Genomic DNA, 14,220 nt, shown 5'->3' with positions numbered 1-14,220 from the left:
CGAACCTCAGGGCGTGGCTAAAAATCAGTGAACGAGGGGGAAGAGCGCTGATGACTCAGCCGCCCGACCAGCCGCCGCACGGCGGTTTCGGAGCACCGCAAGGACAGCCGCCGCAGGGCGGAGGATTCGGGGCTCCCGAGACCCCGCCCGCGCAGGGAGGTTTCGGCGCCGCCCAGGGCACCCCGGGCACTCCGCCCCCGCCCGCGCAGCCGCCGCAGGCACCGCCCACGCCGCCGCAGCAGCCGGGTCCGTACGGCCCGCCGCAGCAGCCCGGCCCGTACGCCCAGCCGGGTCCCTACGCCCAGCCGGGCCCGTACGGACAGCAGCAGGGCCCGTACGGTCAGCCGCAGCAGCCGGGCCCGTACGGACAGCAGCCCGGCTACGGCTACCCGCAGCAGCCGCAGTACCCCGGCGCGCCCGGCACCCCGCCGCCCGGCGGCTCCGCCAGGAAGAAGACCGCGCTGATCGTCGGCGGGGCGGTGGTGGCGCTGCTCCTGATCGGCGGCACCGTGTACGCGGTCAGCGGTGACGACGGCGGGAAGAAGCCGGTCGCCGAGCGGTCCGACGACGCCAAGCCGTCGGCCTCCGGCTCCGGCGACCCGGTGGACCCCGGTGACGGCAGCGGAAGCGGCGGCTCGGACCCGGAGGATCTCAACGAGGGCCGCCAGGCGGGCGAGTCCCGGGTGCTCTGGTACAAGTCGGCGCCCGACGCGCCCGGTTCCGGCGCCGACGCACCCGGCATGTGGATCACCGGCAAGACGGCGGTGAAGGCCGCGTACAAGCAGGTCTTCGCCTACGACGTCGCCGACGGCAAGCCCTCCTGGGACCCGATCACCTTCCCGCAGAAGATCTGCGCGGTCACCCCGCGGAAGACGGCCGACGACAAGGTCGTCGTGGCGTACATGAGCGGCTCCAGCGACCGCGCCAAGTGCAACCAGCTCCAAATGATCGACCTCGGCACCGGCAAGAAGGGCTGGATCGGCACGGTCGCCGACGGCGCGCTGTTCGACAGCACCATCACCATCGAACTGACCCTCAGCGGCAAGACGCTGATGGTGGGCCGCTCGCAGTCCGGCACGGCGTACGACATGGACAGCGGCCGGAAGCTGTACGACAAGACCAAGTACGGCAACGCCTGCTTCCCGACCGCGTTCGCGGGCGGCACGAGCCGGCTGATCTCCGTGGCCTCCTGCGACGCCACCGGCAGCAACGAGCACGACGAGATCCAGGAACTCGACCCGGCCACCGGCAAGGTCAGGTGGACCCAGCCGGTCAAGAAGGGCTGGAAGGTCGCGCGCGCCTACTCCGTCGACCCGCTCGTGGTCTACATGACCAACGAGGACAAGAAGGCCTGGAACATCTCCACCTTCACCGGCAGCGGCGGCTTCCGCTCGGAGGTCACGGTCGACGAGAAGTTCGCTCCCCGGTGCGGCTGGGCGATCCTCGCGCGTGAGTTGCAGGGCTGCACCGGTGTCGCCGCCGACGCCGACACGCTCTACCTGCCGACCGACGCCGCCAGCGGCGCCAACGAGATCGTCGCGATCAGCCTCGCCGACGGCAAGGAGAAGTGGCGCGTCAAGTCCCCGGCGGACGAGTCGATGGCGCCGCTCAGGGTCGAGGGCGGACAACTCGTCGCGTACGTCCAGCCGTCGTACGACGCGGGCGGTCAGATCGTGTCGATCCCGACCGCGGGCGCCGCCCACAAACCGGTCAAGCTGCTGCAGAACCCGCAGTCCACCGCGACCGTCGAGAACAGCTTCTTCGACGGTGCGGTCGACTGGGTCGACGGCAGGTTCTACATCTCCTCCACCCGGCTCACCGGCAACGACGACTCGAAGGAGAAGCTGATGCTCGCCTTCGGCAAGTGAGCCCGGTCGTCTCCGGCGCGCACCGCGGCGCCGGACCGCACCGCATTCCTTCCGCCGCCCCCTTCGTCGTCGCCGTCTTCGAGCGTTTCTCCGAGGTGTACCCGTCATGACCCAGCCGCCGTCCCCGCCCAACCAGCCGCCCCAGCAGGGCGGTTTCGGCCCGCCCCAGGGCCCGCCGCCGCAGCAGCCCGCGCCGGGCGGCTTCGGCGCGCCCCAGCCGCCCGCGGGGCCGCCGACGCCACCGGCCCCGCAGGGCCCGCCCGCGACCCCGCCGGGCTTCGGCAAGGCCCCTGAGCAGGGCCCCGGCCATCCGCAGCAGCCGCTGCCGGCGCCCCAGACCCCGCCGCCCCCGCCGCCCGGCTACGGCTACCCGCAGGCACCGCAGCCCCCGCAGGGTGCGCCCCAGGCACCCCCCGGCTACGGCTACCCCGGCCAGCAGCCGGGCCCGTACGCCCAGCCCAACGCGTACGGCCCGCAGCCCGGTTACGGCTACCCGGGCCCGCCGGGGATGCCGCAGCAGCCGCAGCCCGGCCCGCCCGGCGGCCCGGCGAAGTCCAAGGCGCCGCTGATCATCATCGTGTCGGCGGTCGTCGCGATCGCGCTGATCGTCGTCGGCGGTCTCGTGTACGCCAAGTCGTCCGGCGACGACTCCTCGAAGAAGGACACGGCGAACTCCAGCGGCGGCACCGGCGGCAAGGACGACAAGGACGACAAGGGCGGCTCCGGCGGTGCCGGCACCGGCGGCAAGGAGAAGGCGCCCGCCGACACCGCCTCCAAGGTCCTCTTCCAGGTTCCGCTGCCCACGACCGACGACACGGTCGTCACCACCGGTTCCTGGCTCACCGACAAGGTGTACGCCAAGAGCGGCATCGCCGAGATCGTCGGTTACGACCCCGTCAAGGGCAGCAAGCTGTGGACGGTCAAGCTGCCCGGCCCGGTGTGCGGGGCCACCGACCACATCACCTCGGACAACAAGACCGCGGTCGTCTTCCAGCCGCGGATGCCGAAGAAGGGCTCCACCGAGGGGTGCAGCCAGCTCGCGCTGATCGACCTGGACGCGGGGACCAAGCTCTGGACGAAGACGGTCAACTCCGGTGACCGCCCGATCAACTTCGATAACGTCACGATCGCCCAGAACACGGTCGCGGTCGGCAGCACCAGCGGGGGCGCCGCCTTCGACCTCTCCGGCAGGGTGCTGTGGCAGCCGAAGCCGGCCGACACCTGCTACGACGCCGGGTACGGCGGCGGCGCCAGACTGGTCGCGGTCCGCAAGTGCGGCAGCTACGACAACCGTCAACTGCACATCCAGACCATCGACCCGAAGTCCGGGAAGGTGATCTCCGAGTACGAGATGACCGCGGGCATCGAGTACGCGGCGATCGTCTCGACCGACCCGCTGGTGGTGGCCGCCGACGTCGGCGACAGCGCCGGTGACGGCAGCGGCATCTCCGACTACTTCTCCATCGACAACAAGACCGGCAAGCTGCGCGCCAGGATCTCGGCGCCGGGCGAGGACTACGCCGGCCGCTGCGACGGCATCTCCCGGATCGAGTACTGCCGGCAGCTCGTCGTCGGCGGCGACAAGCTGTATGTGCCGACCGAGGAGCACGACGGCAGCGGCCAGTACAGCAAGACCAACGAGATCGTCGCGTTCGACCTGGCCACCGGCAAGCAGACCGGCCAGCGCGGGGACGCAGGCGACGGCTACACGATCACCCCGCTGCGCATGGACGGCGCCAACCTGATCGCGTACAAGCGCCCGCCCTACGACAAGGGCGGCCAGATCGTCAGCATCGACGGCAGCTCCTTCAAGGAGACCGAGCTGCTGGAGAACCCGGCCACCAAGGCGGTGCGCGACGCGGAGACCAGCATGCTGCCGGACTACGCGGAGATCCGCTACGCGCAGGGCCGCCTGTACATGTCGGCGGTGTTCGCCCACAAGACCAACAGCACCTACGGCAAGGAGTATCTGGCGGTCGCTTTCGGCACCGGCGGCTGATCGCCGGCCCGCCCGGCCCGACGGCCCCGCCCCCGCGCACCGCACGGGGGCGGGGCCGTGCGTGTACCGCTCACCACCCGCGCATGCCGGGACAGCAAGAGATTCCTCCGATCCGGCGCACTTCTCCTCGCTAGGGGCAGCGCAACGTCGAACAAGCGTGTAGCTTCCGGGGGCAATGAAGGACGAGGCGCCGGGGGGCCCTCTGTCCACGTGGACCGGTGGGCATCCATAGTGGGGGCTCCATGGGGGGACTGGGGGGTTGCTCTGTGGGAGTGCGGCTCATGGTGGTGGACGACCACCGATTGCTCGCCGAGGCGCTGGCCTCGGCGCTGAAGCTGCGCGGGCACCGGGTGCTCGCCGCGGCGGCGCCGTCCGTGGGCGCGGCCGACCTGGTGATCAGCCGCGCGCCCGAGGTGTGCCTGCTGGGTACGGCGGCGCCGGCCGAGCCGGGCACCTTCGACCCGGTGGTGAAGATCAAGCGGGAGCGGCCGCAGGTCGCGGTCGTGGTCCTCGGCCCCGTGCCGTCGCCGCGCGGTATCGCCGCGGCCTTCGCGTCCGGCGCGTCCGGGTACGTGCGGCACGACGAGCGGATCGAGGGGGTCGAGCGGGCGATCATGAAGGCGCGGGCGGGGGAGGCGGCCGTCGCTCCGCAGCTGCTCCAGGGCGCCTTCGGTGAACTGCTCAATCCCGCCGCCCAACCCGACGACGAGGGCCAGCGGCTGCTGGAGATGCTCACCCCGCGCGAGGTGGAGGTACTGGTCCGGGTCGCGGACGGCGAGGACACCCGGCTGATCGCCGCCGGCATGGGCATCGCCCCGTCGACCGCCCGGACGCATGTCCAGCGGGTGCTGATGAAACTGGGCGTGGGCTCCCGCCTGGAGGCAGCGGCCCTGGCAGCCCGCACCGGCCTCCTGGACCGCGCAAACCGCCCCCCACCCCCGGCCCCCCACCCCTGACACGGCCTCCGGCGGCCTCGCGGACGACCAGTGAGGCGCGCGGCACGACGATGCCCACCCACGACACGGACATCCCCGGACCGCCGATCACCACCGGTTGCGAACCGCGCCGCCGACAGCGCGACCGCCGACCACGTCGGCTACCACCACCGCGCGCTACGCGGCACGGGCCTCGGCGGGGAGGCGGCGGTGGCGGTGACGGTCACCGGTTTCGGGCCGTGTTCGGTGGCGGTGGTTGCCGTTCGGCTTCGTCGGCGCCCGTGGGGTCGGCTGTTTGGGTGGGTGGGTGGGGGGCCGCACGTGGATGTGCGGGCCCCGACCGGCGCGCGGCACGCGTACGTGGCGCCGCCAGGGGGTCACTCGGGGTGGGTGGGGTTTCCTTCCGTGTCCGCCGGGGGCGGGGGCGAGGTGGGGCGGAGCCTCAGCCAGGCCAGGAAGAACAGGCCCAGGATCAGCATGCCGAGGCCGGTCCACAGGTTGATGTTGACGCCCTCGGCCTTGTCGATGGCGGCCTGAGAGTCGGTGATGCCGACGATCGTGACGATGACGCCGTAGACGATGAACAGACCGCCGATGATGCGGCGCAGGTCGAAGATGCGTGCGGCGGTCGCGGACTTCTGCTCCAGCTCGGTGACTTCCCGCTGGATGTCGTGCTCGGAGTGTCCGGACTGCCCGGAGTGCTCGGTCATGGTTGGTCAAACTCCCCTTCGGGTGGCCGTCAGAACGAGAACGGGACGTAACAGACGGCGGCCAGCACCACCGCGCCCCAGCCCAGCAGGGCCGGCTTGCGGTACCAGGCGTCGTCGCCGGCGGCGGGGGCCTCGGCCATCCCCGGGGACCTGGTGCCGTAGACCAGCCCCTGCAACTCCTCGGCCGGCTTCGGCTTGGTGAACAGCGACACGGCCACCATGACCACCGCACCGGCGACGAAACCCGCGATCGCGGAGACGAAGTTGGCGCCCTGGTCGGAGGGGATGCTGATGATGTCCTTCTTGTACATCACAAAGTAGTTGACCATCGCGGTCACGGTCCCGGCGAGCAGGCCCCAGAAGCCGGACTTGGCGGACGCCCGCTTCCAGAACATGCCGACGATGAACACGACGAACATCGGCACATTGAAGAAGGAGAACAGCGTCTGGAGGTAGCTCATGATGTTCGAGAACGAGGACGCCAGGAACGCCGTGCCGACGGAGGCGAGGACGCCGATCGCCGTGATCAGCCGGCCGAAGCGGACGTAGTAGGCGTCCTCGCGGTCCTTGACCACGTACTTCGCCCAGATGTCGTTGGTGAACACGGTGTTGAAGGACGACACGTTGGCCGCCATACCGGCCATGAAGGCGGCCAGCAGACCGGTCACCGCGATGCCGAGCACGCCGTTGGGCAGCAGCTCCTGCATCAGATAGGGGATGGCGTCGTTGTACTGCAGCCCCGACGCGGAGGTGCCGATGTTCGGCACGAGCGCGGCGGCCACCAGGCCCGGGATCATCACCAGGAAGACGATGAAGATCTTCGGGTACGCGGCGATCAGCGGGGTGCGCTGCGCGGCGGAGAGGTTCTTCGCGGACAGCGCCCGCTGCACCTCGGCGAAGTTGGTCGTCCAGTAGCCGAAGGACAGCACGAAGCCGAGGCCGAGCACGATGGTCAGCCAGTTGGCGCCGAGCGGGTTGCCGTGCCCGATGCCGGTGCCGCCCCACGCGGTGGTGAAGTTGTCCCCGTGGGCCGCGGTGAGCTTGTCGGTCAGCCCGCCCCAGCCGCCGACCTTCTTCAGGCCGAGGATGGTGATCGGGATGAGGGCCGCCAGGATCACGAAGAACTGAAGGACCTCGTTGTAGATCGCGGAGGACAGGCCGCCGAGCGTGATGTACGCCAGCACGAAGAAGCCGGCGACCACGATGGCCACCCACTGCGGCCAGCCCAGCAGCGCCTCGACGACGATCGCGAGCGCGTAGAGGTTCACACCGGCGATCAGGATCGCGGCGAACGCGAACAGGATCGAACTCAGCAGGTGCGCCCACCGGTCGAAGCGCAGCAGCAGGAACTCGGGGACCGAGCGGACCTTGCTGCCGTAGTAGAAGGGCATCATCACCAGGCCGAGGAAGACCATGGCCGGGATGGCGCCGATCCAGTACCAGTGGACGGTGTAGGCGCCGTACTGGGCGCTGTTGGCCGCCATGCCGAGGATCTCGGTGGCGGCGAGGTTCGCGGAGATGAAGGCGAGACCGGTGATCCAGGCGGGCAGCGAGCGTCCGGAGAGGAAGAAGTCGAGGCTGGTTCTGACCGAGCGCCGGGCGGCGAGACCGATGCCCAGGACGACGACGAAGTAGATCGCCAGGATCGTGTAGTCCAGCCAGTTGGTGGGGAGCCGTAGCTCCGCCGCCAGGTATGTGGGGCTTTGGGTGGGGGTGTACATGCGTACTCGCTTCGTTGCGCGAACTGGTCCGTAGCGGAACCTACGCCTCTGTGTTCAGATATTGAACAGTTCTGATGGTGTTCTTTGTTTGATTGTGATGGTCGGATGGGTCGCCAGATGGGTTGTGGAGTTGTGGTCTGTTATGTTTGATTGTGTTGACTGATTGGGTGCGGGCATAGAGGAGTCCGGCGTGAAGAAGACCTCGACCCGGCTGGCCGACGGTCGTGAGCTGATCTACTACGACCTGCGGGACGACGCGGTGCGCGGCGCGGTGGACCGCCGACCGCTGGACCGGACCGTGACGACCTCCGAGATCCGCCACGACCCGCTGCTCGGCGACGCCGTCGCGGTCGCCTCGCACCGCCAGGGCCGCACCTACCACCCGCCCGCCGACGAGTGCCCGCTGTGCCCCACCCGCGACGGTCGGCTGAGCGAGATCCCCGACTCCTCGTACGACGTCGTCGTCTTCGAGAACCGCTTCCCGTCGCTGGCCCAGGACTCCGGCCGCTGCGAGGTCGTCTGCTTCACCTCGGACCACGACGCCTCCTTCGCGGACCTGAGCGAGGAGCAGGCGCGCCTCGTCCTGGACGCATGGACCGACCGGACCTCGGAGCTGTCCCATCTGCCCTCCGTGGAGCAGGTGTTCTGCTTCGAGAACCGCGGCGAGGAGATCGGCGTGACGCTCGGGCACCCGCACGGTCAGATCTACGCCTACCCCTTCACCACCCCGCGCACCGCGCTGATGCTGCGCTCACTGGCGGCCCACAAGGAGGCCACCGGCGGCGAGAACCTCTTCGACGCCGTCCTGGAGCGTGAACGCGCCGCCGAGCGGGTCGTCCTGGAGGGTGAACACTGGGCGGCCTTCGTGCCGTACGCGGCGCACTGGCCCTACGAGGTCCACCTGTACCCGAAGCGCCGGGTCCCCGATCTGCTCGGTCTGGACGAGCCGTCCCGCACCGAGTTCCCCCATGTTTACCTGGAACTCTTGAAGCGCTTCGACCGGATCTTCGGCGAGGGCGAGCCCCGGACGCCCTACATCGCGGCCTGGCACCAGGCCCCGTTCGGCACGCTGGACGAGTTCGACGGTGTGACGCGCGACGACTTCGCGCTGCACCTGGAGCTTTTCACCATCCGCCGGACATCGGGCAAGCTGAAGTTCCTCGCGGGTTCCGAGTCGGGCATGAGCGTGTTCATCAACGACGTGCCGCCGGAGCGCGCGGCCGAGCGACTGCGAGAGGTAGCGACTTCATGAGCGGCAAGTATCTGGTCACCGGCGGCGCGGGCTATGTGGGCGGCGTGGTCGCCCAGCACCTGCTGGAGGCCGGTCACGAGGTCACCGTCCTCGACAACCTCTCCACCGGCTTCCGCGAGGGCGTTCCCGCCGGGGCCGCCTTCGTCGAGGGGGACATCCGCGACGCCGCCAAGTGGCTCGACTCCTCCTACGACGGCGTCCTGCACTTCGCCGCCTTCTCCCAGGTCGGCGAGTCGGTCGTGCGGCCCGAGAAGTACTGGGACAACAACGTCGGCGGCACCATGGCGCTGCTCGGCGCCATGCGCGAGGCGGGCGTCCGCACACTGGTCTTCTCCTCCACGGCGGCCACCTACGGCGAGCCGGAGCAGATCCCGATCGTGGAGAGCGCGCCGACCAGGCCGACCAACCCCTACGGCGCCACCAAGCTCGCCGTCGACCACATGATCACGGGCGAGGCGGCGGCCCACGGCCTCGGCGCCGTGTCCCTCCGCTACTTCAACGTGGCGGGCGCGTACGGCGCGTACGGCGAGCGGCACGACCCCGAGTCGCACCTGATCCCGCTCGTGCTCCAGGTCGCCCAGGGCAGGCGCGACGCCATCTCGGTGTACGGCGACGACTACCCGACCCCGGACGGCACCTGCATCCGCGACTACATCCACGTCGCCGACCTGGCCGAGGCCCATCTGCTGGCGCTCGGGGCCGCCACCCCGGGCGAGCATCTGATCTGCAACCTCGGCAACGGCAACGGCTTCTCGGTGCGCGAGGTCATCGAGACCGTCCGCCGGGTCACCGGCCACCCCGTCCCGGAGGTCACCGCGCCGCGCCGCGGCGGCGACCCGGCGGTGCTGGTGGCGTCGGCGCAGACGGCGCGCGAGAAACTGGGCTGGAACCCGTCCCGCGCGGACCTCGCGGGGATCGTCGCGGACGCATGGGAGTTCGCGCAGAGCATCGTGGAGGAGCGGTAGTGGGGGCGCAGCAGGTGCGGGACGGCTTCGTCGGGCTGTACGGAGCCGAACCGGAGGGCGTCTGGTCGGCGCCCGGCCGGGTCAATCTGATCGGCGAACACACCGATTACAACGACGGCTTCGTGATGCCGTTCGCGCTGCCGCACACGACCGTCGCGGCCGTCTCGCGCCGCACCGACGGCGTGCTGCGGCTGCACTCGGCGACCATAGAGGGCACCGCAGGCACCGCAGGTACTGCGGGCGGGGCCGTGGAACTCCGGCTCGACGCGCTCGCCCCGGAGTCGGACCGCAACTGGACGGCGTACCCCGCGGGCGTGTTCTGGGCCCTGCGCGAGGCGGGCCACCCGGTGACCGGCGCCGACATCCACCTGGCCTCGACGGTCCCGACGGGCGCCGGCCTGTCGTCGTCGGCGGCCCTGGAGGTCGTGGTGGCGCTCGCCCTGAACGACCTGTACGAACTCGGCCTGCAGCGCTGGCAGTTGGCCCGGCTGTGCCAGCGCGCCGAGAACGTCTACGTCGGCGCGCCCACCGGCATCATGGACCAGACCGCCGCCGCGTGCTGCACCGAGGGCCACGCCCTGTTCCTGGACACCCGCGACCTGTCCCAGCGGCAGATCCCCTTCGACCTGGCCGCCGAGGGCATGCGCCTGCTGGTCGTCGACACCCGGGTCAAACACGCCCACAGCGACGGCGAGTACGGCAAGCGGCGGGCCGGCTGCGAGAAGGGCGCGGCCCTGCTCGGCGTGGACGCGCTGCGGGACGTGCCCTACGACGGGCTGGACGCCGCACTGGCCCGGCTCGGCGACGAGGAGGAGGTGCGCCGGCTGGTCCGCCACGTCGTCACCGAGGACCATCGGGTGGAGCGGGTCGTGTCCCTGCTGGAGTCGGGCGACACCCGCGCCATCGGCCCCATCCTGACCGAGGGCCACGCCTCCCTGCGGGACGACTTCCGCATCTCCGGCCCCGAACTGGACCTTGTGGTGGACACGGCGCTGGAGGCGGGCGCGCTGGGCGCGCGGATGACCGGCGGCGGCTTCGGCGGTTCGGCGATCGTCCTGGCCGAGGTGAGCGACGCCGACGCGATCACCAAGGCGGTCGAGACCGCGTTCGCCACGGCCGGCTTCACGGCCCCGCGCACCTTCGAGGCGGTGCCCGCGGCGGGCGCCGGCCGTCTGGTGTGACCCGCGGTCAGCCCAGTCGCCTCGTCAGGGTGTACTCGGTGATCCCCGGCGGATAGTCGGGGATCACGCCCACCACCTCGTAGCCCTGCTTGCGGTAGAACTCCGGGGCCTGGAAGTCCCAGGTCTCCACACGGGCCGCCCGGCAGCCCCGGTCCTGCCCGGCCAGCCGCTCGGCCTCCGTGAGCAGACGCGCGCCGAGGCCCACCCCGCGGTGCCGGCCGTCGACCCACAGATACGTCACATGCAGCCAGGCCGCCCAGGTGTGGCCGACCAGTCCGCCGGCCAGATCCCCCGCGGCGTCCAGCGCCCAGACATGGAGGGGGACTTCGCGTGCGCCGGGCGTGCCGCGCAGGGCGGCCAGCACGGGAGACGCCGCCGTATTGGTGTCCCGCAGCCGGGAACGGAGCAGATCGCGTCGGGCCTTGTCGACTTCTGCATCAATACGAAACATGCGGCTCACCATAAACGCGTCGGGCGGCCAGTTCTGCAATTCGCCTTCCGCCGACGGCGCCCGGCCGTACCCTGATGAACGGTACCGGTGGGGGCCGGTGCTGATCAGGGGGCGAGACAGGCGGGTACGACGCCCACGGTGGGGGTAGCAGTGACTGCACGGCGGCGGCCGTGCGGCCGGTCCCGCCCACCACAGCGTCGTACCCGCGAGGTCGTCGTTCTCCGGACCTTGGGGTGTCCCCTGCTCTTCGGGAGCTTGGGGAAGGGGGTTTCATGGTTCGTGTCCGAGTCCTGGTCGTGGACGACCACCGCATCTTCGCCGAGTCGCTCGCCGCGGCACTGGCCGCCGAGCCGGACGTGGAGGTCTCCGCGGCCGGCAGCGGTCCGGCGGCGCTGCGCTGCCTGGAGCGGGCGGCCGGCGAGGGCCGCCGCTTCGACGTGCTGCTCGTCGACGCCGACCTGGGCGGTCATGTGCCCGGTGCCCGGCCGGCGGTGCCGGTGCAGGAGAGCAACGAAGAGGGGCTGGTGGACGGGATCTCGCTGGTCGCGGGCGTCCGTTCGGCGCACCCCGGCGTACGGACCGTGGTCCTCGCCGAGCGGGACGACCCGCGCCGCGCCGCCCTCGCGCTCCAGGCCGGTGCCTGCGGCTGGGTCGCCAAGGACTGCTCGCTGTCGCGGCTGCTCAACGTCATCCGGGGCGTCCTGCGCGACGAGACGCATCTGCCGCCCGCGCTGCTCACCGGCGTCCTGCGCGAGCTGACCGCCGCCCGCAGGCACCGCACCGAGAGCGAGCGGCTGGTCGAGTCGCTGACCCCGCGGGAGCGGGAGGTGCTGCGCTGCATGGTCGCCGGGCTCGGCCGCAAGGCGGTCGCCGAGCGGCTGTTCCTGTCCCCGCACACGGTGCGCACGCACATGCAGAACGTCCTCGGCAAGCTGGGCGTCCACTCCACCCTCGCCGCAGTCGCCCTGGCCCGCCGGGCCGGCGTCGGCCCAGCCGACCTGGAACCCACCACCCGGCTCCCCCCAGAACAACCCAACACCGCCTGACCGCGCCTCGAAGGGGCGCGGGGAACTGCGCGACCAGCCACGACGGTGCAGCAGACGACCGACGGTGCAGCACGGCATTTCCAGCGGAGCGCTTGGTGTACCACTCCTACCGGTGGCGTCCGCCCGTACGGAAGGCGGCCGGCTGGGGGTTAGCCGGGGATGTTGTCGAAGGGGGCGGTCAACTGGCGTAGGAGTGCGGCCAGTTCGGTGCGTTGGGCGCGGGAGAGTTCCGCGAGGATCGCCCGCTCCTGCTCCAGCAGGCCCGCCAGCGCCTGGTCCGCGCGGTCCTGGCCCTCCGGGGTGAGTCGGACCAGCACGCCGCGCCGGTCGCTGGGGTCGGGCAGCCGCTCGACCAGGCCCTTCTTGGCCAGCCGGTCGATGCGGTTCGTCATCGTGCCCGAGGTGACCAGGGTCTGGGTGAGCAGTTGCCCGGGGGAGAGCTGATAGGGCGTGCCCGCACGCCTGAGCGCGGTCAGTACGTCGAACTCCCAGGGCTCCAGATGATGCTCGGCGAAGGCCAGCCGGCGCGCCCGGTCCAGGTGCCGGGCCAGCCTGCTCACCCGGCTCAGCACCTCAAGCGGTTCCACGTCGAGGTCCGGGCGCTCCCGGCGCCACGCTGCGACCAGCCGATCGACCTCGTCCTCCATGCCGATCAGTGTAGTGGTTGTGTCGACATGAAGTCTCTTGACGTCAAGTATCTTGACGTCAAGGTGTATCGCGGGGCAGAGTGGCGATCACAACGGTGTACGACTCCGAGGAGCCCGCCATGTCCGCCGCGTCCCCCACCTGGGACCCCGCCCAGTACCTCCGTCACGCCGGCCACCGCGCCCGCCCCTTCACCGACCTGCTGGCCCGCGTCCCCGACCCGCCCGCCGCAGCCCCCCGCATCGCCGACCTCGGCTGCGGCCCCGGCAACGTCACCCTCCTGCTCGCCGACCGCTGGCCCGCCGCGCACATCACCGGGTACGACAACTCCCCGCAGATGCTCGCCGACGCCCAGGCGCACGCCGGTCGCACGCCCGGCGGCGCACGCCTCGACTTCGCCCACGCGGACGCCACCGACTGGGTGCCCGCCGAGACCTACGACCTGATCGTCTCCAACGCCGCCCTGCAATGGGTCCCCGGCCACCTGGACGCCTTCCCGGCCTGGCTGGACGCCCTCGCCCCTGGCGGCACCTTCGCCTTCCAGGTACCGCACAACATCGACGCGCCCCTGCACGCCCTGATGCGCGAACTCGCCGCCGCCCCCCGCTGGAAGGCCCGCCTCGCACACGTCCTGCGCCACGAGGACTCCGTCCACCTCCCCGGCGTCTACCTGGACCGCCTGACCCGCCTCGGCTGCACCGCCGACGTGTGGGAGACGACGTACTTCCACGTCCTGACCGGCGAGGACCCCGTCCTCGACTGGGTCAAGGGCACCGGGCTGCGGCCCGTCCTCACCGCCCTGGCGGACGACCCCGAGGCCCGGACCACGTTCCTCGGCGAGTACCGGGAGCTGCTGCGCAAGGCCTACCCCAGCGCCGAGTACGGCACCGTCCTGCCCTTCAGGCGGCTGTTCGCCGTGGCCACGAAGCAGCCACAAGACTGACCACCGCACCATCCGGGTCGCAGAACCGGCCGCGGGCCCACCGCACCGGCGTGCTCGATGCGACGGGCATCGCGAAAGGCCCGTACCCGCCGTACCGGGCGGCTGCCGGTTCCGGGTCGGTGGCGTGCGACCCGCACCTCGGCGCCGAGGACGGCACCCCCCGGCACGCCAGACCCACCCGTGGCCGTGCGCCACGCACACCAGGGCCCCGCCGGCCCACCTCCCCAGTCCACGGCGCGCCCCCTGCTTGGGACGACAGGCCGCCCACGGCGCGCCCCCTGCTTGGGACGACAGGCCGCCCACGGCGCGCCCCCCGCTCGGGACGGCAGGCCGCCCACGGCGCGCCCTCCTGCCCGGGGCGACGGCTCGCCGCGCCACTGACATGGGGGCTCCGGCCGTCCATGGCTCGCCCCCCGCTCGGGACGGCAGGCCGCCCACGGCGCGCCCTCCTGCCCGGGGCGACGGCTCGCCGCGCCACTGACATGGGGGCTCCGGCCGTCCATG

General features: G+C 71.5%; 12 protein-coding genes. 8 read left to right on the top strand and 4 right to left on the bottom strand.

The genetic code is table 11. The annotated features are described in order from the left end of the window. Positions 1-50 precede the first annotated feature (50 nt). The 3 genes from ACFYTE_RS11130 to ACFYTE_RS11120 all read left to right on the top strand — a co-directional run bounded on the left by ACFYTE_RS11130 (position 51) and on the right by ACFYTE_RS11120 (position 4,823). On the top strand, positions 51-1,868 hold the full coding sequence (locus ACFYTE_RS11130) for a PQQ-binding-like beta-propeller repeat protein (protein ID WP_388707880.1): 1,818 nt from the start codon (positions 51-53) through the stop codon (positions 1,866-1,868). A 106-nt stretch (positions 1,869-1,974) separates the two neighbouring features. After that, a complete protein-coding gene (locus tag ACFYTE_RS11125; RefSeq protein WP_388707877.1) occupies positions 1,975-3,867 on the top strand; it encodes a PQQ-binding-like beta-propeller repeat protein in 1,893 nt (630 codons plus the stop codon). A gap of 266 nt (positions 3,868-4,133) precedes the next feature. Continuing rightward, positions 4,134-4,823 (top strand): LuxR C-terminal-related transcriptional regulator, encoded by a 690-nt coding sequence (locus tag ACFYTE_RS11120; protein ID WP_388707875.1) that lies wholly within the window; start codon positions 4,134-4,136, stop codon positions 4,821-4,823. Between the two features lie 356 nt (positions 4,824-5,179). Here ACFYTE_RS11120 and ACFYTE_RS11115 read toward each other — a convergent pair whose 3' ends face one another. Both ACFYTE_RS11115 and ACFYTE_RS11110 read right to left on the bottom strand, forming a co-directional pair. Beyond that, positions 5,180-5,512, bottom strand: coding sequence for a hypothetical protein (locus ACFYTE_RS11115; RefSeq protein WP_388707873.1), 333 nt, complete (start codon positions 5,510-5,512; stop codon positions 5,180-5,182). 29 nt (positions 5,513-5,541) lie between these two features. Further along, positions 5,542-7,233 (bottom strand): sodium:solute symporter family protein, encoded by a 1,692-nt coding sequence (locus tag ACFYTE_RS11110; protein ID WP_388707870.1) that lies wholly within the window; start codon positions 7,231-7,233, stop codon positions 5,542-5,544. Between the two features lie 190 nt (positions 7,234-7,423). On the opposite strand from ACFYTE_RS11110, the gene galT reads away from it, so the two are divergent. The 3 genes from galT to galK are packed head-to-tail and all read left to right on the top strand — an operon-like array spanning position 7,424 to position 10,631. Next, a complete protein-coding gene (gene galT, locus ACFYTE_RS11105) occupies positions 7,424-8,485 on the top strand; it encodes a galactose-1-phosphate uridylyltransferase (RefSeq protein WP_388707868.1) in 1,062 nt (353 codons plus the stop codon). Continuing rightward, the gene (galE, locus tag ACFYTE_RS11100; RefSeq protein WP_388707865.1) at positions 8,482-9,450 is read left to right on the top strand and encodes a UDP-glucose 4-epimerase GalE; all 969 of its coding nucleotides are present in this window, start codon (positions 8,482-8,484) and stop codon (positions 9,448-9,450) included. The genes galT and galE overlap by 4 nt, the downstream gene beginning before the upstream one ends. After that, positions 9,450-10,631 carry a galactokinase gene (gene galK, locus ACFYTE_RS11095; protein WP_388707862.1) on the top strand — a complete coding sequence of 394 codons (1,182 nt, stop codon included), beginning with the start codon at positions 9,450-9,452 and terminating at the stop codon, positions 10,629-10,631. Before galE ends, galK begins: the two co-directional genes overlap by 1 nt. 7 nt (positions 10,632-10,638) lie before the next feature. Here the strand turns inward: galK and ACFYTE_RS11090 are convergent, their stop codons facing one another. Then, positions 10,639-11,094, bottom strand: a complete 456-nt coding sequence (locus ACFYTE_RS11090) for a GNAT family N-acetyltransferase (protein ID WP_388707859.1) — start codon at positions 11,092-11,094, stop codon at positions 10,639-10,641. Positions 11,095-11,354: 260 nt separating this feature from the next. On the opposite strand from ACFYTE_RS11090, the gene ACFYTE_RS11085 reads away from it, so the two are divergent. After that, the gene (locus ACFYTE_RS11085) at positions 11,355-12,128 is read left to right on the top strand and encodes a LuxR C-terminal-related transcriptional regulator (protein WP_388707856.1); all 774 of its coding nucleotides are present in this window, start codon (positions 11,355-11,357) and stop codon (positions 12,126-12,128) included. 149 nt (positions 12,129-12,277) lie between these two features. Here ACFYTE_RS11085 and tamR read toward each other — a convergent pair whose 3' ends face one another. Next, a complete protein-coding gene (tamR, locus tag ACFYTE_RS11080; protein ID WP_388707853.1) occupies positions 12,278-12,775 on the bottom strand; it encodes a MarR family transcriptional regulator TamR in 498 nt (165 codons plus the stop codon). A gap of 119 nt (positions 12,776-12,894) precedes the next feature. Here tamR and ACFYTE_RS11075 point away from each other — a divergent pair, with 119 nt between their 5' ends. Next, on the top strand, positions 12,895-13,716 hold the full coding sequence (locus tag ACFYTE_RS11075; RefSeq protein ID WP_388708363.1) for a trans-aconitate 2-methyltransferase: 822 nt from the start codon (positions 12,895-12,897) through the stop codon (positions 13,714-13,716). Positions 13,717-14,220 lie beyond the last annotated feature (504 nt).

The sequence above is a fragment of the Streptomyces sp. NPDC004629 genome, from assembly GCF_042873595.1.
Taxonomy (GTDB): Bacteria; Actinomycetota; Actinomycetes; order Streptomycetales; family Streptomycetaceae; genus Streptomyces.
The sequence above is the reverse complement of the archived record's forward strand: the minus strand, read 5'-3'. Positions and strand labels throughout refer to the sequence as shown.

Excerpts from the sequence above, each read along its gene's own strand:
- ACFYTE_RS11125 (WP_388707877.1), top strand. The coding sequence starts at position 1,975 with ATGACCCAGCCGCCGTCCCCGCCCAACCAGCCGCCCCAGCAGGGCGGT.
- ACFYTE_RS11110 (WP_388707870.1), bottom strand. The coding sequence starts at position 7,233 with ATGTACACCCCCACCCAAAGCCCCACATACCTGGCGGCGGAGCTACGG.
- ACFYTE_RS11090 (WP_388707859.1), bottom strand. The coding sequence starts at position 11,094 with ATGGTGAGCCGCATGTTTCGTATTGATGCAGAAGTCGACAAGGCCCGA.
- ACFYTE_RS11075 (WP_388708363.1), top strand. The coding sequence starts at position 12,895 with ATGTCCGCCGCGTCCCCCACCTGGGACCCCGCCCAGTACCTCCGTCAC.
- ACFYTE_RS11130 (WP_388707880.1), top strand. The coding sequence starts at position 51 with ATGACTCAGCCGCCCGACCAGCCGCCGCACGGCGGTTTCGGAGCACCG.
- tamR (WP_388707853.1), bottom strand. The coding sequence starts at position 12,775 with ATGGAGGACGAGGTCGATCGGCTGGTCGCAGCGTGGCGCCGGGAGCGC.
- ACFYTE_RS11085 (WP_388707856.1), top strand. The coding sequence starts at position 11,355 with ATGGTTCGTGTCCGAGTCCTGGTCGTGGACGACCACCGCATCTTCGCC.
- galE (WP_388707865.1), top strand. The coding sequence starts at position 8,482 with ATGAGCGGCAAGTATCTGGTCACCGGCGGCGCGGGCTATGTGGGCGGC.
- ACFYTE_RS11115 (WP_388707873.1), bottom strand. The coding sequence starts at position 5,512 with ATGACCGAGCACTCCGGGCAGTCCGGACACTCCGAGCACGACATCCAG.